Source organism: Streptomyces sp. TAA486 (assembly GCF_000426165.1).
On the sequence record NZ_AUEV01000015.1, the window covers coordinates 147,810 to 169,726 of the forward strand.

General features: G+C 71.3%; 18 protein-coding genes. 5 read left to right on the forward strand and 13 right to left on the reverse strand.

Translation table 11 applies throughout. The annotated features are described in order from the left end of the window. Positions 1-42: 42 nt before the first annotated feature. Complete coding sequence (locus I004_RS0120780; protein ID WP_028437084.1) at positions 43-411, reverse strand: VOC family protein; 369 nt, start codon at positions 409-411, stop codon at positions 43-45. A 71-nt stretch (positions 412-482) separates the two neighbouring features. Further along, positions 483-1,502 (reverse strand): methyltransferase domain-containing protein, encoded by a 1,020-nt coding sequence (locus I004_RS40405; RefSeq protein WP_486580149.1) that lies wholly within the window; start codon positions 1,500-1,502, stop codon positions 483-485. A gap of 71 nt (positions 1,503-1,573) precedes the next feature. On the opposite strand from I004_RS40405, the gene I004_RS0120790 reads away from it, so the two are divergent. Both I004_RS0120790 and I004_RS0120795 read left to right on the forward strand, forming a co-directional pair. After that, positions 1,574-2,071 carry a MarR family transcriptional regulator gene (locus tag I004_RS0120790; RefSeq protein WP_028437086.1) on the forward strand — a complete coding sequence of 166 codons (498 nt, stop codon included), beginning with the start codon at positions 1,574-1,576 and terminating at the stop codon, positions 2,069-2,071. 331 nt (positions 2,072-2,402) lie between these two features. Beyond that, on the forward strand, positions 2,403-3,170 hold the full coding sequence (locus I004_RS0120795; RefSeq protein ID WP_028437087.1) for an SDR family oxidoreductase: 768 nt from the start codon (positions 2,403-2,405) through the stop codon (positions 3,168-3,170). 53 nt (positions 3,171-3,223) lie between these two features. Here the strand turns inward: I004_RS0120795 and I004_RS0120800 are convergent, their stop codons facing one another. Next, positions 3,224-4,138: a response regulator transcription factor gene (locus I004_RS0120800; protein ID WP_028437088.1), complete on the reverse strand. Its 915-nt coding sequence runs from the start codon at positions 4,136-4,138 to the stop codon at positions 3,224-3,226. Between the two features lie 295 nt (positions 4,139-4,433). Between I004_RS0120800 and I004_RS0120805 the strand changes: the two genes are divergently transcribed. Further along, the gene (locus I004_RS0120805) at positions 4,434-4,871 is read left to right on the forward strand and encodes a GNAT family N-acetyltransferase (protein WP_028437089.1); all 438 of its coding nucleotides are present in this window, start codon (positions 4,434-4,436) and stop codon (positions 4,869-4,871) included. On the opposite strand, the gene galK is transcribed toward I004_RS0120805, so the two are convergent. From galK to I004_RS0120850, 9 genes are all read right to left on the reverse strand, one after another. Further along, positions 4,858-6,015 carry a galactokinase gene (gene galK, locus I004_RS0120810; protein ID WP_028437090.1) on the reverse strand — a complete coding sequence of 386 codons (1,158 nt, stop codon included), beginning with the start codon at positions 6,013-6,015 and terminating at the stop codon, positions 4,858-4,860. The two genes, I004_RS0120805 and galK, sit on opposite strands and share 14 nt — an antisense overlap. Beyond that, on the reverse strand, positions 6,012-7,064 hold the full coding sequence (gene galE, locus I004_RS0120815) for a UDP-glucose 4-epimerase GalE (protein WP_051345262.1): 1,053 nt from the start codon (positions 7,062-7,064) through the stop codon (positions 6,012-6,014). The genes galK and galE overlap by 4 nt, the downstream gene beginning before the upstream one ends. After that, a complete protein-coding gene (gene galT, locus I004_RS35130; protein ID WP_051345263.1) occupies positions 7,018-8,208 on the reverse strand; it encodes a galactose-1-phosphate uridylyltransferase in 1,191 nt (396 codons plus the stop codon). Before galT ends, galE begins: the two co-directional genes overlap by 47 nt. 219 nt (positions 8,209-8,427) lie before the next feature. After that, the gene (locus I004_RS0120825) at positions 8,428-9,114 is read right to left on the reverse strand and encodes a LuxR C-terminal-related transcriptional regulator (RefSeq protein ID WP_028437092.1); all 687 of its coding nucleotides are present in this window, start codon (positions 9,112-9,114) and stop codon (positions 8,428-8,430) included. Positions 9,115-9,344: 230 nt separating this feature from the next. Beyond that, positions 9,345-11,165 carry an outer membrane protein assembly factor BamB family protein gene (locus tag I004_RS0120830; protein WP_028437093.1) on the reverse strand — a complete coding sequence of 607 codons (1,821 nt, stop codon included), beginning with the start codon at positions 11,163-11,165 and terminating at the stop codon, positions 9,345-9,347. Positions 11,166-11,468: 303 nt separating this feature from the next. After that, positions 11,469-13,340 (reverse strand): ABC-F family ATP-binding cassette domain-containing protein, encoded by a 1,872-nt coding sequence (locus I004_RS0120835; protein WP_028437094.1) that lies wholly within the window; start codon positions 13,338-13,340, stop codon positions 11,469-11,471. A gap of 219 nt (positions 13,341-13,559) precedes the next feature. Further along, positions 13,560-14,462: a DMT family transporter gene (locus I004_RS0120840; RefSeq protein ID WP_028437095.1), complete on the reverse strand. Its 903-nt coding sequence runs from the start codon at positions 14,460-14,462 to the stop codon at positions 13,560-13,562. Next, positions 14,459-14,956, reverse strand: a complete 498-nt coding sequence (locus I004_RS0120845) for a YbaK/EbsC family protein (protein ID WP_028437096.1) — start codon at positions 14,954-14,956, stop codon at positions 14,459-14,461. Before I004_RS0120845 ends, I004_RS0120840 begins: the two co-directional genes overlap by 4 nt. Positions 14,957-15,216: 260 nt before the next feature. Next, on the reverse strand, positions 15,217-16,863 hold the full coding sequence (locus I004_RS0120850) for a penicillin-binding transpeptidase domain-containing protein (RefSeq protein ID WP_028437097.1): 1,647 nt from the start codon (positions 16,861-16,863) through the stop codon (positions 15,217-15,219). 571 nt (positions 16,864-17,434) lie between these two features. Here I004_RS0120850 and I004_RS40410 point away from each other — a divergent pair. After that, positions 17,435-18,787 carry a hypothetical protein gene (locus I004_RS40410; RefSeq protein ID WP_486580150.1) on the forward strand — a complete coding sequence of 451 codons (1,353 nt, stop codon included), beginning with the start codon at positions 17,435-17,437 and terminating at the stop codon, positions 18,785-18,787. A gap of 113 nt (positions 18,788-18,900) precedes the next feature. Here I004_RS40410 and I004_RS0120860 read toward each other — a convergent pair whose 3' ends face one another. After that, positions 18,901-20,700 carry a phospholipid carrier-dependent glycosyltransferase gene (locus I004_RS0120860; RefSeq protein WP_028437099.1) on the reverse strand — a complete coding sequence of 600 codons (1,800 nt, stop codon included), beginning with the start codon at positions 20,698-20,700 and terminating at the stop codon, positions 18,901-18,903. Positions 20,701-20,895: 195 nt separating this feature from the next. Here I004_RS0120860 and rsmI point away from each other — a divergent pair, with 195 nt between their 5' ends. After that, on the forward strand, positions 20,896-21,747 hold the full coding sequence (rsmI, locus tag I004_RS0120865) for a 16S rRNA (cytidine(1402)-2'-O)-methyltransferase (protein ID WP_028437100.1): 852 nt from the start codon (positions 20,896-20,898) through the stop codon (positions 21,745-21,747). Positions 21,748-21,917 lie beyond the last annotated feature (170 nt).

Genomic DNA, 21,917 nt, shown 5'->3' on the forward strand with positions numbered 1-21,917 from the left:
ACTTCATTACGGGCAGGCGCTGTTGAGCTCGGCCTTCCGGAGTCACGCCCTGAGCGTCGGCTCCAGGAACTCCAGCCGGTTGCCCGCCGGGTCGTGGGAGTAGAAGCGGCGGTGGCCGGGGAGGTCGTCGTCCCAGATGACGGGCGCGCCGGCGTCGCTGAGGTGTGCCGCCAGGGCCGTGAGGCCGCGCACGCGGATGCCGGGATGGGCCTTCAGCGCGGGACGGAAATCCTCCTCGATCCCCAGGTGCAGCACCACGGAGCCCGCCGAGAACCAGCAGCCGCCGCGTGCGGCGAGCACCGGGGGCTTGGGGATCTCCGTCATCCCGAGCACGCCCGCGTAGTACGCGCGCAGTGCGTCCTCCGAGCCCGGTGGGGCGGCGAGCTGCACATGGTCCAGGGAGTCGATCACCGCGGGCGTCGGCGCGGCTCCGGGCGCGGCGTCCGCAGCGGGGTCCGAAGAGGGGTCCGCTGCCGGGTCCGTCATCGCTTCACCGCGACGACGAAGATGCGCCGGAACGGGAAGACGGTCCCGCGTGAAGGGTTCCCGCCCAGCGGCGGATAGGCCTCGCGCAGCAGCTGCCCGTACTCGGCGAGGAAGGCCTGCTGCGCCTCGGGGTCGTCGGCGAGCAGCGTCAGGACCGGACGCAGTGCCGTGCCCTTGACCCAGTCCAGGACGGGGTTCTCTGCCTGCTGGTCCCTCCCACACCGAAGGTCGTGGGGGAGCAGCAGCTGCGCGTACGTCGTCTCCCAAGCGTCGACGTCGCAGCCCAGCGGCTCCAGTTCGGCCAGGTATTCCGCGGGTTCGCGGGCCGACCCGCCGCGGGTCTCGGAGCCCAGACGTCCGCGCCAGCGGGGCGAGTTGCGCAGCTCCAGCAGCAGCCTGTGGCTGGGGGCGTCGAAGTTGCCGGGGACCTGGAAGGCGAACACGCCGCCGGGCGGCAGGGCGCTGATCCAGGTCGGGAAGAAGTCGCTGCCGTCGAGGGCGGCGGGGTGACCGTCCCCGGCTCCGTTGGGGTGCGCGTCCGCCCCGTCCGGGTGGGATGCGTCTGCCCCGTCCGGGTGCGAGCCTTCCCCGTCCGGGGTGGGGAGAACCCGTCCCTTACCTGCGGCAGGGAGAACCCGTCCCTTACCTGCGGCAGGGAGAACCCATTGCAGAGCCGCGTTGGAGAAGATCAGGTCGAAGCGTTCTCCGCGGGCGGGGCGCCAGGTGGAGAGGTCGGCGTGGGTGAATTCGAGGCTCCCGCCTGCGGACGTCTTCCCTGCGTAGGCGCGGGCCTCGTGCAGCATGGCCGGGGAGTTGTCGTAGCCGGTGATGTGCGCGCCGGGCCAGCGATCGGCGAGCATCACGGACGGGCCACCCGGACCGCAGCCCAGGTCGGCGATGCGCGGGGCCTCGTCGTCCGGCAGTGCGGGCACGCGTGCAAGCAGGTCCGTGATCGGGCGGTTGCGGTGCCCGGAGTGCCGTGCGTACTGATGCGGGTCCCAGACAGGTGACGTCATGGGGGCAGCCTCCATCGAAAGTATCTCGATGTCAAGAGACTTCACATCGACACAACTACTACACTGATCACATGGAGGACGAGGTCGACCGACTGGTGGCAGCCTGGCGCCGAGAGCGCCCGGACCTCGACGTGGAACCGTTGGAGGTGCTCAGCCGCGTCAGCAGACTCGCGCGGCACCTCGACCGCGCGCGCAGGATCGCCTTCTCCGAACACAACCTGGAGCCCTGGGAGTTCGACGTCCTCACGGCACTGCGCCGGGCGGGCACGCCGTATCAGCTCTCGCCGGGGCAGCTCCTCACCCAGACGCTCGTGACCTCGGGGACGATGACGAACCGCATCGACCGGCTCGCCAAGAAGGGCCTCGTCGAGCGCCTCCCCGACCCCAGTGACCGGCGGGGCGTCCTGGTGCGCCTGACGGTTGACGGCCGCAACCGGGCCGACAGCGCCCTGGCCGGTCTCCTCTACCAGGAGCGCGCCATCCTCGCCGAGCTCTCCTCCGCACAGCGGGCCGAACTGGGCTCCCTGCTGCGCAGGTTGACCGCCCCCTTCGACAACATCCCCGGCTGACGGCCCCAGCCGTACGGCGCGAACGACTCGGGCTTTCCACCGGCGTCACCGACGCCCGGATCGCCGCCATTGTCACGTCCACCGGGCCACACCGGCGACACACAACACCAAGGACGTCACCGACACGGGTATCGAGTTGGTGGACCCCTGGCAACGTCCCTGAACCCGGTTGCCCGCAGACGTCGTTCGCGGAGCGGCCCGGCTCGGTTCGGCTCGGCTCGGCTCCACTCGGTGGAACGAACTCACCGCCAGGGAGGAACTGTTGCCTCGGCGCATCCCGTGCCGTGGTGCCCCGCTGCGTCGGACACGTCGCAGCCCGTAGCATCCGTGCATGGGCGGACGTCATTCGGAGCGATTCGCGGGACGTACCGTCCTGATCACCGGCGGTGGCGCGGGTATCGGAGCCGCGACGGCTCACAGGCTGGCCGACGAGGGCGCCGCGGTCGTCATCCTCGACAGTGACGAGGAGGGCGGCCACCGCACGGCGCGCGAGATCACCGCATCCGGCGCACGCGCCGCGTTCGTACTCGGAGACGTCACCGACGAACCCGCCTGGGCCAGGGCCCTGCGCACGGCGCACGAGGGGTTCGGCCCCGTCGACGGGCTGGTCAGCAACGCCGGGCTGATGGTGCCGGGACCGGCCGGCGAGCTCTCCCTCTCCGACTGGCAGTGGCAGTTGGGCGTCAACCTCACCGGTGCCTTCCTCGGCTTACGTGCCTGCCTGGAGGATCTGCGCTCACGCCGGGGAGCCGTCGTACTGACCTCGTCCGTGCAGGCGCTCGTCGGTCTGCGGGAGCGGCCGGCGTACGCGGCGGCGAAGGCGGGGCTGACGGGGCTCGGCCGCCAACTGGCCGTCGACTACGGTCCGGAGATCCGCGTCAACAGCGTGCTGCCCGGTCCGATCGTGACCGGCGCCTGGGACGGCACGAGCGAGGAGGACGCCCGGCGGACGGCAGAGCAGACCGTCGCGGGCCGCTACGGGCACCCCGAAGAGGTGGCCGCGGCCATCGCCTTTCTGCTCTCCGACGACGCGTCATACGTGACGGGCACGAACCTGGTCGTGGACGGCGGTTGGAGCGTGTGCAAGACCTCGCTCTGACACGGCGCGCACGAGCCGCCCCGATCCGGCCGGCCGCCGACTCCGTCCTGGGCTCAGCGCGCGGCGCTGCTCGGCTCCAGGTCGACGGGGCCGACCCCCGCCCTGCGCGCCAGCGCGACCGCGGCGAGCGTCGAGTGGACACCGAGCTTGCCCAGCACGTTCTGCATGTGCGTGCGGACCGTGTGCGGAGAGAGATAGAGCCGCTCGGCGACGGCCTTGCGGCCGAGCCCGGCGACCATGCAGCGCAGCACCTCGCGCTCCCTCGGCGTCAGCGACTCCACGAGGCGCTCGCTCTCGGTACGGTGCTTGCGAGAGGCCGTCAGTTCCTTCAGCACGCCCGTCAGAAGCGCGGGCGGCAGATGCGTTTCGTCTTTGAGCACTCCGCGGATGACCTGCAGCAGCCGGGAGAGCGAACAGTCCTTGGCGACCCAGCCGCCGGCGCCGGCCTGCAGTGCCGACGCGGCCTGCCGCGGGTCGTCCCGCTCGGCGAGCACCACGCTGCGCACGTCGGGATGGTCGCTGCGCACGCGGCCGACGAGCGGAATGCCGCCGGGACTTGACTCCGAAGACGCCGCCTTGCCGCCGGATGGACGAGCACCGCCACCGCTGCCCGAACTGTTCGTCGCGGCCAACCCGTTGAGGATGCCGTCACGCGGAACCACGGCCGACACCCGGTCGGCCCCGTTCGCGGCGACGGCTGCAGGGCCCTGGGCAGCCACACCAGCCGCACCACCCGCCCCGGCGCCCGAAGCCGCGGCAACGCCGCCGGCGGGCGCCGACAGGTCCGCGTCGACGAGCATCACATCGAAGCGCCGCCCGTCGGCGGCGCCCCGTTCAAGACAGCGCAGCGCCGCCTGGACGCTGCCGGCGGCGGCGACCTCCACGTCCTGCTCGGCCGCAAGCGCAGCGGCCAGGGACTCTGCGAAGATCCGGTGGTCGTCGACCACCAGCACACGGATACGTTGCATGTCGCCCCCTGGCAGTGCCGGTACCGTCACCCCCGCGGCGAAGGGAAGAGATGCATGTGCTGGGGGAATCTCCTCGCCCCGCTGGGCCCCCTCCGACACCTAGGTCGTGGAGAGGACACCGCCACGCCCGTGCCTGCCAACCCGGCATACCTGCCCGGCGTGGCCTGCCCGGCCGCCCGCCCCCTGACTGGCACCGGCCCCCACCGGTGCAATGCATACGACTCAGGGTAAGCCCGGGGGATGACAACGGAAACCGATTGGCGAAACTGCTTGGCCATGGCGTGAACTGAGAGACATGTTCCGTATCGAGACACACGCCGACGAGCGAAGACGCCACCAGGTTCATCAAGGCCTCCGCGAAACCAACTCCCGCAGATCATCCGTGATGCGCGATCTGCGCGGAACACCTGCGGATTCCGAAGTGCCCGTCGAGGTCTATGCGTTCGAGGGCGAGGAGCTCGCCGGCGGACTCGTCGGCAACGCCTGGGCGCACTGGCTGCACATCGAACTGCTGTGGGTGGACGAGCAGTTGCGCGGTTCGGGCCTGGGCTCCCGGCTCATCGCCGCCGCGGAGGGGAAGGCCCACAAGGAACACGGATGCACGGCCTCACGCGTGGAGACCTTCGGATTCCAGGCCCCCGGCTTCTACACGAAGATGGGCTACACCCTCGTCGGAACCGTCGAGGGCTACCCGCCGGGGTCTGCCGACCATCTCTTCGTCAAACGCTTGTGACCCGCCGCGCGCCGGGACCGGGCACCGCCTCGAACACTCGTGGCTCGCGGTGTCCGGCCTCCGCGAAGGCCTCGCCGACCGCCTTGGACACGGAATCCGCACTCCCGGCCCGTACGAGCACGATCGCCGAACCGCCGAATCCGCCGCCGGTCATGCGGGCGCCCAGCGCGCCGCTCGCGTTCGACGCCTCGACGACCAGGTCGAGTTCGGCGCAGGAGACACCGAAATCGTCGCGCAACGAGGCGTGTCCGTCGGTCAGTACGGGCCCGATGGCGTGCGTCTCGCCCGCGTCGAGGAGGCGGATGGTGCGCTCGACGCGCTCGTTCTCGGTGACGACGTGCCGCACCAGCGGACGCAACGCCTCGTCCTCGATGCGCTCCAGCGCGGCCGGAAGCTCCCCGTACGGGATCTCACGCAGACTGCCGACGCCCAGTGCCGCGGCGCCCGCTTCACACCCGGCTCGTCGTTCGGCGTAGGCGCCGTCGCCCAGCGCGTGCTTGACGCGGGTGTCGACGACCAGCAGCCGCAGCCCCTGCGCGGCGAGGTCGAAGGGGACCTGCCTGCTGCTCAGATCACGGGTGTCCAGGTACAGCGCGTGCCCGGAGGTGCAGCAGGCCGAGGCCATCTGGTCCATCACGCCGCACGGGACGCCGACGAAGTCGTTCTCCGCGCGCCGGCACAGCTCGGCGAGGCGTGCTGCGGGGACGTCCAGCCCGTACAGGTCGCTCAGGGCCAGAGCCGTGGCGACCTCCAGGGCCGCGGACGAGGACAGCCCGGCCCCGGTCGGCACGCTGCTCTCGAAGTGCAGGGCGGCGCCGCCGACCCGGTGCCCGGCGGCGCGCAGCGCCCACGCCACGCCCGCCGGGTAGGCGGCCCAGCCGCCGCGGTCACCGCCCGTGGCGCCCTGCGGGGCGAGATCGTCCACGGACAGCTCGGTGACGCCGCCGGGTGCGTCGGCGGAGTGCAGCCTCAGTACGCCGTCGTCGCGGCGGGCGGCCTCCACGCGGCAGGCGTGCGGGAGAGCGAGCGGCATGACCAGGCCGTCGTTGTAGTCGGTGTGCTCACCGATCAGGTTGACCCGGCCCGGCGCCGCCCACACACCCTCGGGTACCGCCCCGTACACCGCGCGGAAGCCGTCCGTCATGAAGTACCGGCCTGCCCCGTGTACCGCTGGGTGAAGTCCCAGGCGTCCTCGACGATTTCGGCGAGGTCCGTGCGCGAGGGGCGCCATCCCAGGCTGTTGATCGCGCGCTCCGCGGACGCCACGAGCACCGCCGGGTCGCCCTCGCGGCGGGGCGCCGGCGTCTCGGGCACGGGGTGGCCGGTCACCTTGCGCACGGTCTCGATGACCTCGCGTACGGAGAATCCGTTGCCGTTGCCGAGGTTGCAGATCAGATGCGTGCCGGACGGGACCTCTCCGCGCCCGGACTCCCCTGCGTCTCCACCGGTCATGGCGGTCATGGCGAGCAGGTGGGCCTCGGCGAGGTCCGCGACGTGGATGTAGTCGCGTACGCAGGTGCCGTCAGGCGTCGGATAGTCGTCGCCGAACACGGAGACGGCTTCGCGGCGGCCCTGGACGACCTGGAGCACGATCGGGATCAGGTGCGACTCGGGGTCATGCCGCTCGCCGTAACGCCCGTACGCGCCCGCGACGTTGAAGTAGCGCAGCGACACGGCGGCCAGGCCGTGCGCACGGCATTCGCCGCTGATCATGTGGTCGACGGCGAGCTTCGAGGCGCCGTAGGGATTCGTTGGTGCCTCGAACGCATCCTCGTGGATCGGCGTCCTCAGTGGTTCGCCGTAGGTGGCCGCCGTCGAGGAGAAGACGAGCCGGCGCACGCCCGCCTCGCGCATGGCACCCAGCAGCTCGATGCTGCCGCCGACGTTGTTCCGCCAGTACTTGGCCGGGTCCTGCACGGACTCGCCGACCTGCGAGTGGGCCGCGAAATGCAGCACACCGTCGTAGGAGGCGTCGAGCACGCGGCCGGCGTCCTGCACGCGTCGCCCGACGAACTCGGCGCCCTCGGGGACGGCCTCGCGGAAGCCGGTGGAGAGGTCGTCGAGGACGGTGACGGAGTGCCCCGCCTCCAGCAGGTGCGCGGCGACCACGCTTCCGACGTATCCCGCACCCCCCGTGACCAGGTACTTACCGGTGTGTGGTGCGGGGGTCGCTCCCCGTTGGCTGGCGGTCACTGGCTACCTCTCGCATTCGCTCGGCCGCGCGCTCCGGCGGCACATCGTTGATGAACACGTTCATCCCGGATTCGGAACCCGCGAGAAACTTCAGTTTGCCGGAAGTCCGTCGGATGGTGAAAAGCTCAAGGTGGAGCGCGAAGTCCTCGCGGGTCACGGACACCGCGTCACCGTCCGCCCGTGCACCGTGCTGCCGCCCACCCGCGGGCAGAATGAACGGCGCCTGGTGCCAGGCGGCTATGTAGGGGGTGGGCGGCTCGTCCGGGCCGAAGAGGCGGTCGAAGCGGCGCAGGACCTCCAGATACACGGCGGGGAAGTCGGCCCTCGCCTCCTCGCTCAGGGCGACCAGGTCCGGCACCCGTTCCCTGGGGTAGAGGTGCACCTCGTACGGCCAGTGCGCGGCGTGCGGCACGAAGGCGACCCAGTGGGCGCTCTCGCACACCACGCGCCGGGCGTCGGCCAGCTCGGCGGCGACCACGTCGTCGAAGAGGTTGCGTCCGCCGGTGCTGGCGGCGTGCCGGGCGAGGGAGCCGAGCATGCGCTCGGTGCGGGGTGTGGTGAAGGGGTAGGCGTAGATCTGGCCGTGCGGGTGCTGGAGGGTCACGCCGATCTCCTCGCCGCGGTTCTCGAAGCAGAAGACCTGCTCGACACCGGGACGTTGAGAGAGTTCGGCGGTGCGGTCCGTCCACACATCGAGCACCAGCCGTGCCTGTTTGTCCGTGAGGGACGCGAACGAGGCGTGGTGGTCGGGGGTGAAGCAGACGACTTCGCAGCGCCCGGCGCCGGGCCGCTGCGCCATCAGACCGTGCGGCCCGGCCGCGGCCTCGGGGCCCGGGCCCCCGGTGAAGGAGGGGAACCGGTTCTCGAACACGGCGACGTCGTAGCCGGGTTCGGGGATCTCGCTGAGCCGGCCGTCGCGGGTGGGGCACAGCGGGCAGGCGTCCGCGGGCGGGTGGTACGTGCGCTCCTGCCGGTGTGCGGTGACGGCGGTCCACTCCGAGAGCAGCGGGTCGTAGCGGATCTCGGAGGCCGTCGACGTAGCGCCGAGTGGGCGCTCGTCCACGGCGTCGCGCACCGTGTCGTCACACAGGTCGTAATAGATGATCTCGCGGCCGTCGGCGAGCCGGTTCGAGGTCTTCTTCAAGGGGGCCACTCCTCACCGTCCGGCCGGACCTCATCGCCAACATAATCGCACACAAGAAATCAGAGACCAACAGAAGACCAACAGACCTGGATGGCGACGGCCGTTCACAGGCAGGCGCATACGGTACACATGCGACATTCGGCGATTCAGAACATGCCGCTGGGACACCGGTGGGATCCCCCGGTGTGTGGACGGCAGTTCGCCCCGGTGGGGGCGGGCCTATTGCTCCTCGTCGGAGACCGGCTCGTACGCCCGCTCCAGCAGCCCCGTGCGGGCCGCCAGCGCCGCCGCCTCCAGCCGGGAGCCCACGCCCAGCTTCATCAGGACGCGCTGCACGTGCGTACGGGCCGTGCTGGGCGCTATCCGCATGCCCGTGGCGATCAGCCGAGTGTCCTCCCCCTCGGCCACCCGCATCAGCACCTCCACCTCGCGGCGCGTGAGGAGCTGGAGAAGGCGCGCACCCTCATCGTCGGGTTCGGGTTCCGGGTTGAGCAGTTCCGCGAAGGACTCCTGGAGCAGCTGCGGCGAGACCGCCGCGTCCCCCGCACGCGCCTTCATCATGGCGCGCTCGACGCCTTCGATGCGCTCGTCGTGCCGTACGTAGCCGGACGCGCCGGCGGCGAAGGCCGAGGCCACTCCGCGCGGACTGGGCACGGGCCCCAGCACCACCACCGCTATCTGCGGCTTCTCGCGCTTGATCCGCACCACCGGGTCGAACGCGCCCGGCTCGGCGGGAGCGGCCGTCCCCAGCAGACACACTTCGGGCGCCCTGCTCAGCACCAGATCCGCCGCACCCGCGCTGGGAGCGGCGGCAGCCAGCACCCGGTGGCCACGCAGTTTCAGCGCCGAGGCGAGCGCCTCGGCGAGCAGTCTGTGATCGTCAACCACCATGAGCCGGACGCTCATGCGCAACAACCCCCCACGCCGCACCCTGCGGCCGCCCCCTCAGGACCCCTGGGGCCCGGGCGGCCCGGGGGTGCAAGGGAACAGCCCCTCCTGTGCTCCCGGAAGCTACACGTTCGCCCGCCGTTCCGGGCCGCTTCGGGGGGAGAAGTGGGAGGAACGGCGGACGAACGGTGATCAGTCCCCCTCGGACTCCACCCCGGCTGAAGACGCGAGAGGCAGTGCCCGACAGGTCATTCGGCTCCGAAGCCCATGCCGAGGTACTTGCCGTAACTGGTGCTGCTGCGCTTCGAGATCAGCGTCTGATGGAGGAAGAGACGCCCGTTCTGGTAGATCGGCGGTTCCCTCAGGCTGATGTTGCCGAGGTTGTTCTCGTCCTCCGCGCTGTCGTCCGGGTGGCGCATGTACAGCTCCTGCTTCCCCTGCGCGTCGGGGTCGACGGCCACGACCTGCCCGCCCGCGTCGTAGGTCGGCTTCTTGTACGCGATGAGCTTCCCGTCCAGCATGCGCACGGGGACGATGGTGCGCTTCTCACCGGCGTCGGACTTCCACTTGGGGCTGCCGCTGTTGATGTCGAAGGCGATGATCTCGTTCGTGGAGGCGGAGTCGCCCTGGTGCCTCGCCGAAGGGAGATAGACGTAGTCGTCGTCCACGACGACGGACGTGCACGACTCGACGCCTGTGCTGCATCCCGGCTCGTACTTGTTGTCGCCGAGCGAGATCTTGGCCTTGAGCTTCTCGTCGTCGCCGATCGTCATGACGTCGGTGGCGGTGCTGGAGCCCGCGCCGACCGCGATGACGACGGGGTCCGCGGAGACGATCCGGGCGGTCTGCACGCCCTTGGGAACGTCGAACTCCCAATTCGCCTCGCCCGTCTTCGGGTTGAGCTTCTGCACCTTCAGCTTCGGGTCGCCGTAGCTGCCGCACTGCACGACCGCCATCAGCTCGTCACCGCCCGCGAAGCCCTCGTCCTCGCAGCCGCCGCCGCTCTGGGACTTCCACAGCGGGGTGCCGCCGGACATCTTGTACGCCACCGAGCCGCCGATCCACTTGGCCGCGACGACGTTCTTGCCGATGGCCATATTCATGCCCAGCGTGACGGCGCTCTCGCTGTTGGGCATCGTCTCCTGCCAGAGCTTCTTGCCCTTGTTCAGGTCGATGACGGCCATCTGATTGCACTTGGCGCGGGAGGACTTGGTCTCGGCCGTGACGACCGCGGCCTTCCCGTCGTCGGTGGACTGCCGGGCGGCGGCGCAGACCTGACCGTCGAGGGAGACCTTCCAGGCCTGCTTCCCGCTGGCCGCGTCCATGCCGATGATGCCGTTGAGGGTGCTCTTGGCGAAGATCTTGTCCGTGGCCCAGGCGCCGGTGACGCTCGCGGTCTCCTCGCCGGAGAGCTTCGGCGAGGGGATCTTGAACAGTTCCCTGGCCTCGGTGGAAGCCGGCTTGTCGCCACCGGAGTCGTTCGTGCCGGTCTTGCCGTCCTGCCGGGCCTCCGTGCCCTCGTCCTTGTTCACCAGGAAGATGCCGATGGTGACGACCGCGACGACGATCGCGACCGCTGCCGCGACGATGGCGATGACCTTGCCGTTGCCGCCACCCCCCGGGGTGCCGGGACCACCGGGCCCGTAGGGCGCCGTCGGGTACATGCCCGGGCCCTGGCCGTAGGGCTGGCCGGGCTGCTGCGGGTAGCCGTAGCCGTATCCGGCGCCCTGCGGCGGCTGCTGGGGGAATCCGTAGCCGCCTCCGCCCCCGGGCGGCTGCTGCGGGTAGCCGTAACCACCGCCGGCCGGAGGCTGCGGCGGCGGAGCTCCGAAACCGCCTGACGGCGGCTGCTGGGGATAGCCGTAGCCTCCGGCGGGCGGCTGCGGCGGCGCACCGAAGCCGCCGGAGGGCGGCTGTGCGGGCTGCTGCTGGGGCGTCTCACCCTGGGACGGGGACGCCTGCTGAGCTCCCGAGTCCTTCTTCTCCAGGTCGGGAGTCTCTTCGGGCTTGTCCGGGTCGGGTGAGTTCCCTCTGGAGGGCTGACCGGGGGGCGGAGGCGGCTGCGACATGAGCGATTCCCTCGTTGACGATCAGACCGGACGTCCACCCCTCAAACCCCCGTAGGGCGGAGCGAATCGGACATCAGGTCCGCCTTCGGCTGGCTTGTGCGCGGATGTCTTTCTATCACCGGACACTGCGAACCGGCGGTCCGGTTCCAGGCGCGAATCAGCGGAAGAGACAACCCGAAACGCTTACGTTGCTCGGCCGTTAGCGAACCGCGAGTACTTCCCGGTACACGGAACGGAACGGCCGTACGGCAGTTCGCGGACCGGCCGTGTGCCCGTACCTCCGTGCCGGGACGGCATTCCGTTTCAGCCGTCCTCGGCGAGCTCCAGCCAGCGCGACTCCAAGTTCTCGCGCTGCGAGTCCAGTTCGCGCAGCTCGGAGTCGAGTCCCGCGACGCGCTCGAAATCCGTGGCGTGCTCGGCGAGTGCCTCGTGCAGCTCGGACTGCTTCACCTCGATGCGCTCCAGTTGACGCTCGATGCGCTGCATCTCCTTCTGACCCGCTCGCGCGGCCGCCGCCGGCTTGCGGGGTGCCGGTGCGCCCGCGGGCGAGGAGGACGATGCCGAAGTCGCCGAGGACTTGGCCGGAGAACCGGAGCGGGCAGGCGCGTTCGCGTTCGGCTGCGCCGACTCGCGCTGCCGTGCGCGGCGTTCGAGGTACTCGTCGATGCCTCGCGGCAGCATCCGCAGGGAGCCGTCGCCCAGCAGCGCGTACACCTGGCCCGTCGTGCGCTCGACGAAGAACCTGTCGTGGGAGATGACCACCAGCGAGCCCGGCCAGCCGTCCAGCAGGTCCTCCAGCTGCGAGAGCGTCTCGATGTCCAGGTCGTTGGTCGGCTCGTCCAGGAAGAGCACGTTGGGCTCGTTCATGAGCAGGCGCAGGATCTGCAGCCGGCGGCGTTCACCACCGGAGAGGTCACCGACCGGTGTCCACTGCTTCTCCTTCACGAAGCCGAAGCGCTCGCACAGCTGCGACGCCGTCATCTCCCGCCCCTTGCCGAGATCGACGCGCGAGCGGATCTGCTCGACGGCCTCCAGCACGCGGAGCTTGTTGTCCAACTCCGCGACCTCCTGGGAGAGATACGCAAGCTTCACCGTCCTGCCGACCTTGACGCGTCCACCCGTGACCAGTTCGGACTGCCGCTCGCCGCCGCTGCGCGCGGCCTCCGCGAGCGCCTTCAGCAGGGACGTCTTGCCGGAGCCGTTGACCCCGACGAGGCCGATCCGGTCGCCCGGCCCCAACTGCCAGGTCTGGTGCTTGAGCAGCACCTTGGGCCCGGCCTGCACGGTGACGTCCTCGAGGTCGAAGACGGTCTTGCCCAGACGGGAGTTGGCGAACTGCATGAGCTCGGCGTCGTTCCGCGGCGGCGGTTCGTCGGCGATGAGCGCGTTGGCGGCCTCGATGCGGAACCGGGGCTTGCTGGTGCGGGCGGGCGCTCCGCGGCGCAGCCAGGCCAGCTCCTTGCGCATCAGGTTCTTGCGCTTGGACTCCTCCTGCGCGGCGATGCGTTCCCGCTCGGCACGGGCGAAGACGTAGTCGGAGTAGCCCCCTTCGTACTCGTGCACCGAGCCGCCCTGCACGTCCCACATCCGTGTGCAGACCTGGTCCAGGAACCAGCGGTCGTGCGTCACGCACACCAGAGCCGAGCGGCGGGCGCGCAGATGCCCGGCGAGCCAGGCGATGCCCTCGACGTCCAGGTGGTTGGTCGGCTCGTCGAGGGCGATCAAGTCCTGTTCGGCGATGAGCAGTTGGGCCAGGGCGATGCGACGCCGCTCGCCTCCGGAGAGCGGTCCGATGACGGTGTCGAGGCCCTGCGGGAAGCCGGGCAGGCCGAGACCGCCGAACAGTCCGGTCAGCACGTCGCGGATCCGGGGGACGCCGGCCCACTCGTGGTCGGCCATGTCGCCGACCACCTCGTGCCGTACGGTCGCGGCCGGGTCGAGGGAGTCGTGCTGCGTCAGCACGCCCAGGCGCAGGCCGCCCGAGTGCGTCACGCGGCCGTCGTCGGCGGGCTCCAGCTTCGACAGCATGCGGATCAGCGTCGTCTTGCCGTCCCCGTTCCTCCCCACGACGCCGATGCGGTCGCCCTCGCTCACGCCGAGCGAGACGCCGTCGAGCAGCGCCCGGGTGCCGTAGACCTTGCCCACGGCTTCCAGATTGACGAGATTGACGGCCATCTCACTCCTGTCGCGCGTCCCCTGGCCTTCGGCATGGGGAACCCCACCTGGCCTTCGGCATGGGAAACCCCACCCCTGGCTGCCGGGACGATCCGCCCCGGCCTCAGCCCTCCAGGGTACTGAGGTGCCTGGGGCCACCTGCGCCCCGCGGGGTGGAGTCCGCCCCGGCGCCCGGCCCGGTGCGGCGGGACGCCCGTCCGGAGGGGCACGTTCCCGCGCTCAACCTCCGTGCAGCATCAGGGCTATGCCGCCCACCATCAGCGCGGACGCGGCCACACGCGGGGCGCCGAAGCGCTCCTTGAAGAAGAGCGCGCCTATGGCGGCACCCGCGATGATCGAGGATTCGCGCAGGGCGGCGACCGGGGCGAGAGGCGCGCGGGTCTGCGCCCAGAGCACCAGGCCGTAGGCCGAGAGGGACAGCACGCCTGCCGTGATGCCGCGCAGAGCGAGGGGACGCAGCTGGGCGATCAGGACACCCCGCCTGCTGACGGCGGCGTACGCGGGGATGACCACGCTCTGCAGCATCATCAGCCAGGCCACGTATCCGAGCGCCGAGCCCGAGGCGCGCACCCCGGCACCGTCGACGACGGTGTACGAGGCGATCGCGAGACCCGTGGCGACGGCGGCCGTCAGCGCCGGCAGCCGCGAGGACGCGGAGGGCTCCTGCGGGGGCGATGCCTCACGACCGCCGGCCCCCGCCCGGTCGCTCTTCGTCCGTATCCCCCACAGGGCGACGCCGAGCAGCCCCGCCGAGGCGACCGCCACACCCGTCAACTGCCAGCCGTCCGGCAGCTCCTCGAGGAAGACCGCCGCGAGGACGGTGACGACGAGCGGCGCCGTACCCCTCGCGATCGGATACATCTGGCCGAAGTCGCCGAGCCCGAACGAGCGCATCAGCAGCAGCTGGTAGACGACGTGCAGCGCCGCGGAAACCGCCAGCGCGGGCCACGCCTCCTTCGCCGGCACCGGCACGAAGAACGCGAGCACCAGCCCGCACAGCGCGCCGCCGAAGCCGACGAGGGTGAAGGCGAGCAGCTGGTCCTTGATGTTGTGCGCGAGCGCGTTCCAGGAGGCGTGCGTGACCGCGGCGACCAGCACCGCCGCGACGACCAGCGGCGTCACGGAACACCGGCGGTCTGCTCGCGCACGTCCACGACCGAGCCGCGGGCGTGTGCGATCAACTCCCCGGGTGCGAGGGCGAACACGGTGTGCGGGGTGCCCGCGGCGGCCCACACGGTCCCGTGCGCGAGCAGACCGCGGTCGGCGAGCACCCGCATCCGGCTGACGTGACCGAAGGGCGGCACGCCGCCGATCGCGTATCCGGTCGCCCGCCGCACGAGATCCGCTCCGGCACGGCTCACCGTCCGCGCGCCCAACTCGGCCCGTACGAGGCCGACATCAACGCGTGACGCCCCGTCCATCAGGACCAGTACGGGCTCGCCGTCGGCCTCGAAGACGAGCGACTTGACGATCTGGCTCAGTGCGCATCCGATCGCCTCGGCAGCCTGCGCCGCGGTGCGGGTGGCGTCGGGGAAGGCTCGGATCTCGACGTCGTCGAGGGCCAGGTCGGACAGGGCCTCGGAGAAACGGGGGTGGGCTGTTGGCGCCTTGCTCATGGGGCGGACGCTACCCGCCGGGAGACGGCCCGCGCGACGCGGTTTCCTGCGCGTTCCTGCGCGTTCCTGCGCGCCCGGTTCGGGCCCGCAGGCGTTCCCGGCACGGATGCGCGCACGGATTCCCGCAAGCGGCCCTTGCCTTGCGCCTCCGCGGGCAGGCGGCTCGCACACACACAGCGAGCGGCGCCCCCCTTGGAAACAAGGAGAGCGCCGCTCGCCGTTCTGTGTGCCTGTGAGCCGTTCGCGCCGCCGGCTCGGGCTCAGCCCGCCGCGGCGTCCAGGATCTTGCGCACGACCGGGCCGGCGTTCTCGTTGCCGTGTCCGGACTCGGGAACCACCGCGGCCGCGGCGATGTCGCCGTTGTACGCGGTGAACCAGGCGTTCGGCTTCTTCTGACCGTCGACCTCCGCCGAACCGGTCTTGGCGCCGACGTCACCGCCCAGCCCCGCCATCGGCTCAGCGGCGGTGCCGCTGTTGGCCGTCAGCTTCATCAGGCCCTTCAGATCGCTGTGGACCTGCGGCTTCATGCTGCGCCCGGCCTTCGCGATCGTACGGTCGTCCAGGCTCGGCGAGACGATCACCGGCTGCTTGAACGTGCCGTTCTGCACCGTCGCCGCCACCGACGCCATGTTGAGCGCGTTCATCCGCACGCTGCCCTGGCCGATGAGGGACGCGGCCATCTGGGCGTCCGACTGGACGGGAACACTGCCGTCGAAAGTGCCCGTGCCCACCTGCCAGTTCTGGCCGATGCCGAAGACGTCACGCGCCTCGCTGCCCAGGTCGCCGTCCTTGAGCTCCTTGGCCTGGCTGATGAAGGCGGTGTTGCACGAACGGGCGAAGCTCTGCGCGAACGTCCCGTCCTTGATCTCGAACTTGTCGTCGTTCTGGAACTTCCAGCCGCCGTACTCCACGTACTTGGGACACGGGTGCTGCTTGTCCGGCGAGGCAAGGCCCTTGTCGAGCAGCATCGCGGAGCTGATCACCTTCATGGTGGAGCCCGGTGCGAGGGAGCCGCGGAACGCGTTGTTGTAGCCGTCCGCAGGGGAGTTGGCCACGGCGCGCACCTCACCGGTGCTCGGCTGGACCGCGACGGCGGACGCCTTCGGCTTGCCCTTCACGGACTGCTCGGCGGCCACCTGCATGTCCTTGTCGAGGGTGGTCTTGAGCGTGCCGGGGGTGCCCTTGGAGAGCGTGCGCAGGGTGGTGCCGGTGTCGTTGCCCTTGGCGTCGACGATGCGGGTCTCGATGCCGGGCTTGCCGTCCGTCTTGTCACCGTACCGCTTGCGCAGGTCGTCGAGGATGCTCCCGAGCATCGGGTGCTCCTGCTTGGACAGGGTGGCGCCATTGCGGTCGACGGCCTTGATCGGCGGCGTGCCGGCCTTGCCGGTCCTTATGGACTGGCCTTCCTTCAGCTTCGGGTTCAGCACCGACGGCTTCCACGCGACCTCCGGCTTGCCGGACTTCTTGTCCCGCACGACCTCCAGCGAAGAGGCGTAGGACCACGTGGAGTTCTGCTGCATGTAGGAGACCTGGGCCGTCACGTCGAACGGCACCTTCGCGCCGGAAGCGGAACCCGGCGACATCCTGACCTTGGCGATGTGGGCGTCCTCCTGGAAGCCCTTCAGGCTCTGGGCAGCCTGAGCCTTGTCATCGGTGAGCTTGGCGGCCGTCTTCGCGTCGCCGGAGGTCCAGGCGGTGAGGAAACGCTTGGCGGTCGTGCGGACCTCGGCCGCGCTCGGCGGACCCTGCTCGACCTTGTCCTCGTTGCTGCCGTCGGACGAGGCGATGCTCCCGTTGCCGCCTCCCTTGCCGTCACCTCCGACGAGTGCGTAGACGCCGAAGCCGGTCGCACCGACGACGACTGCCGCGGCGCCACCGATCAGCGCCATCTTCTGAGTGTCACGCATCTGAGAATCTGCCCCTCCACCCCGCCTCGGCCATGCGGCCGAGGACCTGTGCGAGGCACCCTAGAGCACGCGTGCAACATCACGTGCCCCCGGTAGCCCTGTTCGGGAGCATATGGACGGGATGCGGTTTCGAATAATCACCGGATCGGGGGGCGGTACCCGTACCGGAACCTTACGGGAGCCGCCGTCGTGTCCAATCGGGCTCAACTGACCTTCACTTGGCTTCACTCAGGATTCACCCGGGTTTCCTTCCGGGGTCACCCTCCGGCCGGGCCGCGGGCCGATCCGGCCCACGCCGAGGACGGGCCGTTGGGTCCAGGTCCCGAACCACATCCGGTCACGGGCTCGCCCTCTGCGAGGCGCCTGGGGGTGTGGCCGGACGGCAAGCCGTTTTCCGGTTCGGGGCGGGCAACTGCTGTCCGGTGGACAGCGATGCCTATGACGGTGTGCCTATAGGGGGCTGCGCAGGAGGGTGTGGGTTGATCACCGGGCGGCCCCGCACGGGGGCCGGAACGACCGATGTCCGTGGCCCGCCCTGGTGCCACGCCCTCTGACCGAGGAGGCCCCGATCGTGAGACCCACCCTGCACCGTGCACTATTCCCCCCACGTAGTCACAAGGCCGCCGATCTACAGGTGCGGCGCCCGGCCGCCCGGCGAGCTGCCACCCTGCTCGCCACGGCAGCCCTCCCGGCGGCGCTGCTGGTACTGCCCACAGCCACGGCCGCCACGGCCGCCACAGCGGCGGCTGCGGCCGCGCCGACGACCGTCACCTTCGGCGCCGGTGCCAACCAGCCCTTCACCGTCCCGGCCGGCGTCACCCAACTCACCATCACCGCCACCGGTGCCACAGGGCAGAACGGGCCCTTCGGCGGGCAGGGCGGGACCGGCGGCACCGTCACCAGCACCGTCCCGACGACGGCCGGCACGACCCTCTTCGTCAACGTCGCCCAGGGTGCCGGTCCCGCCGGCGGCAGCACATTCCCGGGCGGTACCGGCGGCGGCGCCAGCGACGTCCGCACCTGCAGTTCGGCCACCGTCGGCTGTGTCCTGACCGGCGTCCCCGCCACCGACCCCCGTCTCATCGTCGCGGGCGGCGGCGGAGGAGGCGGCGGCGGCCTCAACGCCAGCTTCACCAACCCCCAGGCCACCGGCGGAGACGCCGGAAACACCGGGGAGACCGGCGGCTCCAGAACGCTCAGCGGTCAGGGCGGTGGCGGCGGAACCCAGACAACCGGCGGTACGGCCGGAGCCGCCTGCTCGACCGGCGGTACAGCGGGAACCGCGGGCACCGCCGGTACCGGCGGCGGGGGCGGGGACCTGATCGGGGGCGGCGGCGGTGGCGGCGGCTGGTTCGGCGGCGGAGGAGGGGGCGGCTGCGACGGGATCGGCCCCAGCACCCAGGGGTCGGGTGGTGGCGGTGGTGGCTCGAACCGCGTGCCGTCGGGCGGTACCTCCGCACCTGCTTCGGGGCCGGCCGAGGTGACCATCACCTACGAGGCCACCCCCGGGACGACCTGCGCGACCGCCACGCCCACCATCACTGGCACCAACGGCAACAACATCCTCACGGGCACCGCGGGCAACGACGTGATCTTCGCCCTCGCCGGTAACGACATCGTCGACGGTCGCGGTGGCAACGACCTGATCTGCGGCGCCGACGGCATCGACGCCCTCAACGGCGGCGACGGCAACGACCGAATCGAGGGCGGAAACGGCAACGACACCCTGACCGGCGGCAACGGCAACGACACCCTGATCGGTGAGAACGGCAACGACGTTCTCACCGGCGGCAACGGCAACGACGCCCTGTCCGGTGGGAGCGGCAACGACGCTCTCAACGGCAACGCCGGCACCAACACCAACGACGGCGGCACCGGCATCAACTCCTGCTCCAACCCCGGCACAGGACCCGGCTGCCCCTGATCCATCAGCCTGCCCCCAGCCGGTGAGCGATCACCGGAAACGGGCCCCGCACCTCGGCGTCGTCCGAGGTGCGGGGCCCGTACCGACTCTCCGCTACGCGACTCGCGCGCCCCTCAGATCCAGGTCTCGAACCACATCCGGTCGCGCCACTCGTCCATGGGGATCGTCTGGCCCGTGTAGATCGGCCAGAAGTAGACGAAGTTCCACACGATGAGCAGCACCAGGACGCCGGAGGCGACGATGCCGGCGGTGCGTCTGCGTTCGCCCACGCCCGGCGGGCCCGCCAGCGCGCCGATCATCATGGACAGCGCGAGGCAGAGGAACGGGACGAAGACGACCGCGTAGAAGAGGAAGATCGTCCGCTCCTGGTACATGAACCACGGCAGGTAGCCCGCCGCGATGCCGCACAGCACGGCGCCCGCGCGCCAGTCGCGCCGCAGCAGCCAGCGGTAGAGCGCGTACAGCACCGCGAAGCAGGCCGCCCACCAGAGCAACGGCGTGCCCAGCGCGAGCACTTCGCGGGCGCAGCCCTCCGCCTGGGCCGTGCAGCCGTCGTGGCCCGCCTTCGGAGACTCGTAGAAGTACGAGACGGGGCGGCCGAGGATCAGCCAGCTCCACGGATTCGACTCGTACGTGTGACCGGAGGTCAGTCCGACATGGAAGTCGTAGACCTCGGCCTCGTAGTGCCACAGGCTGCGCAGCGGCCCGGGCAGCCATCCCCACGGGCCGCCGGCGCCGTCCTTCTCCGCCCAGTCGCGGAAGTAGCCGCCGGAGGTGGCGAACCAGCCCGTCCAGGACACGACGTAGGTGGTGAAGGCGACGGCGACCGTGGAGGCGAACGCCGGGAGCGCGTCACGGCGGAGCACCGAGAGGAAGGGCCGCGGGGCTCCTGCCGTACGGCGGGCCCCCATGTCCCACAGGACGGTCAGCAGGCCGAAGGCCGCCAGGATGTAGAGGCCGTTCCACTTGGTGGCGAAGCCGAGGCCGAGGCAGAGCCCGGCGGCCAGCCGCCAGGGGCGCAGGCCGAAGCGCAGGCGCCCGCCGGTCTCCGGATCGGGACGCACGTCCGCACCGTCACCGGGCGGCGGGGCCGCCGCGGCCGGGCCCGCGTAGCCGTTTCCGTGCGGCGCACCCACGGGCACGTCGGCGGACGCCGCCGACGGTAGGGCATCCGCGAGCTTGGCCCGGGTTCTGTCCCGGTCCAGCAGCAGACAGCCGAAGGCCGCCAGCACCCAGAACATCAGCACCAGGTCGAGCAGCGCGGTCCGGCTCATCACGAAGTGCAGCCCGTCGACGGCCATCAGCGAACCGGCGAGGCAGCCCAGGACGGTGGAGCGGAAGAGGCGCCTGCCGATGCGGCAGAGCATCAGCACCGACAGCGTGCCGAGCAGCGCCGTCATGAAACGCCACCCGAAGGGGTTCAGCTGGAACATCGCCTCGCCGAGCCCGATGATCCACTTCCCGGCGGGCGGGTGCACGACGTAGGCGCCCTCGGGCGAGAGCGGGATCTTCTGATCCGGGGCGAGGATCCTGTCGTTCGCCTTGTCCGGCCAGCTGCCCTCGTAGCCGTACTGGAAGAGCGACCAGGCGTCCTTCGCGTAGTACGTCTCGTCGAATATCACGGCGTGCGGCGTGCCCAGCTGCCAGAAGCGGATCATGCCGGCGACGAGCGCGACCAGGAGCGGTGCGCCCCAGGCGGACCAGCGCGCCAGGCGGGCGGCGGCGAGCGGCGAGAGCCCGAAGGCGGCGCCGAAGCGCAGGTCCGGCTTCGGGAACGGCTGCACCAGGCGCTCGCGTGTGCCGACCCGGGGACGTCCGAGGTAGCCGAAGCGGCGCAGTCGGGCCTGCCACGTGGGCCGGTCGTCCTGGGTCTGCGCGGGCGGGCTCTCCGCGGCGGTCTCGCTGGTGGTCACCGGGCCATCGTAGGGAACCGTCGGGGGCGCGAGTGCCGCCACGCGAACTCCGCGCAAGTGCTCGCTGGCGCGTGGCGCCGGTGTGTACCGCTGTGCACCACTGTGCCGGGAGCGTTCCGCGGAGCCCGGCGGGAGCCGGGGGCGGAGATCTCACGGCGATCTCACGGCCGGCGCCCGCCCTGCGAGGATGGGGCCGTGACAGGGACGCTCGTACTCGCCGGAACACCCATCGGGGACGTCGCGGACGCTCCGCCGCGCCTCGCGCGCGAACTCGAGGCGGCCGACATCGTCGCCGCCGAGGACACGCGGCGGCTGCGGCGCCTCACGCAGGCGCTGGACGTGCAGCCGCGCGGACGGATCGTGTCGTACTTCGAGGGCAACGAGGCCGCCCGCACGGCCGAGTTGGCCGAGGCTCTGGAGGGCGGTTCGCGGGTGCTGCTGGTGACGGACGCAGGCATGCCGTCGGTGTCCGACCCGGGGTACCGGCTGGTGTCCGCGGCGGTGGAGCGAGGTGTGGGCGTCACGGTGGTGCCGGGGCCGTCCGCCGTGCTGACGGCGCTGGCGGTGTCGGGCCTTCCCGTCGACAGGTTCTGCTTCGAGGGCTTCCTGCCGCGCAAGGGCGGCGAGAGACATACGCGGCTGCGCGAGGCGGCGGACGAGCGCCGCACCCTCGTCTACTTCGAGTCGCCGCGTCGGCTGGAGGAGACGCTGCGGGCCATGGCGGAGGTCTTCGGCGGCGAGCGGCCCGCCGCTGTGTGCCGTGAGCTGACCAAGACGTACGAGGAGGTCCGGCGGGGGCCGCTGGACGAGCTGGCCGACTGGGCCGCCGAGGGCGTTCGCGGCGAGATCACCGTCGTGGTGGGCGGCGCCCCCGAGGGTGGCGGCGAGGAGCTGGACGCCGCAGAGCTGGCCCGCAGGGTCGCGGTGCGCGAGGAGGCCGGGGAGCGCCGCAAGGAGGCGATCGCGGCGGTGGCGCAGCAGGTGAGCGTGCCCAAGCGGGAGGTCTTCGACGCGGTGGTGGCGGCGAAGAACGCGGCTCGCGGGTAGCCCCGCAGCGGCACCTCCGCCCGGCTCCGGCACGCCCACGTTGCGGCAACTCCCGGGCGGGCGGCCCGGGTCGACGTGGCCCGGGCGGGTCCGCGACCCACCGGGCGCAGCGGAGCCCGAGCCGCGAGCCCCGAGCGGGGCGCCCGGGCGTCCGCCCCCGCCCCGGCGGC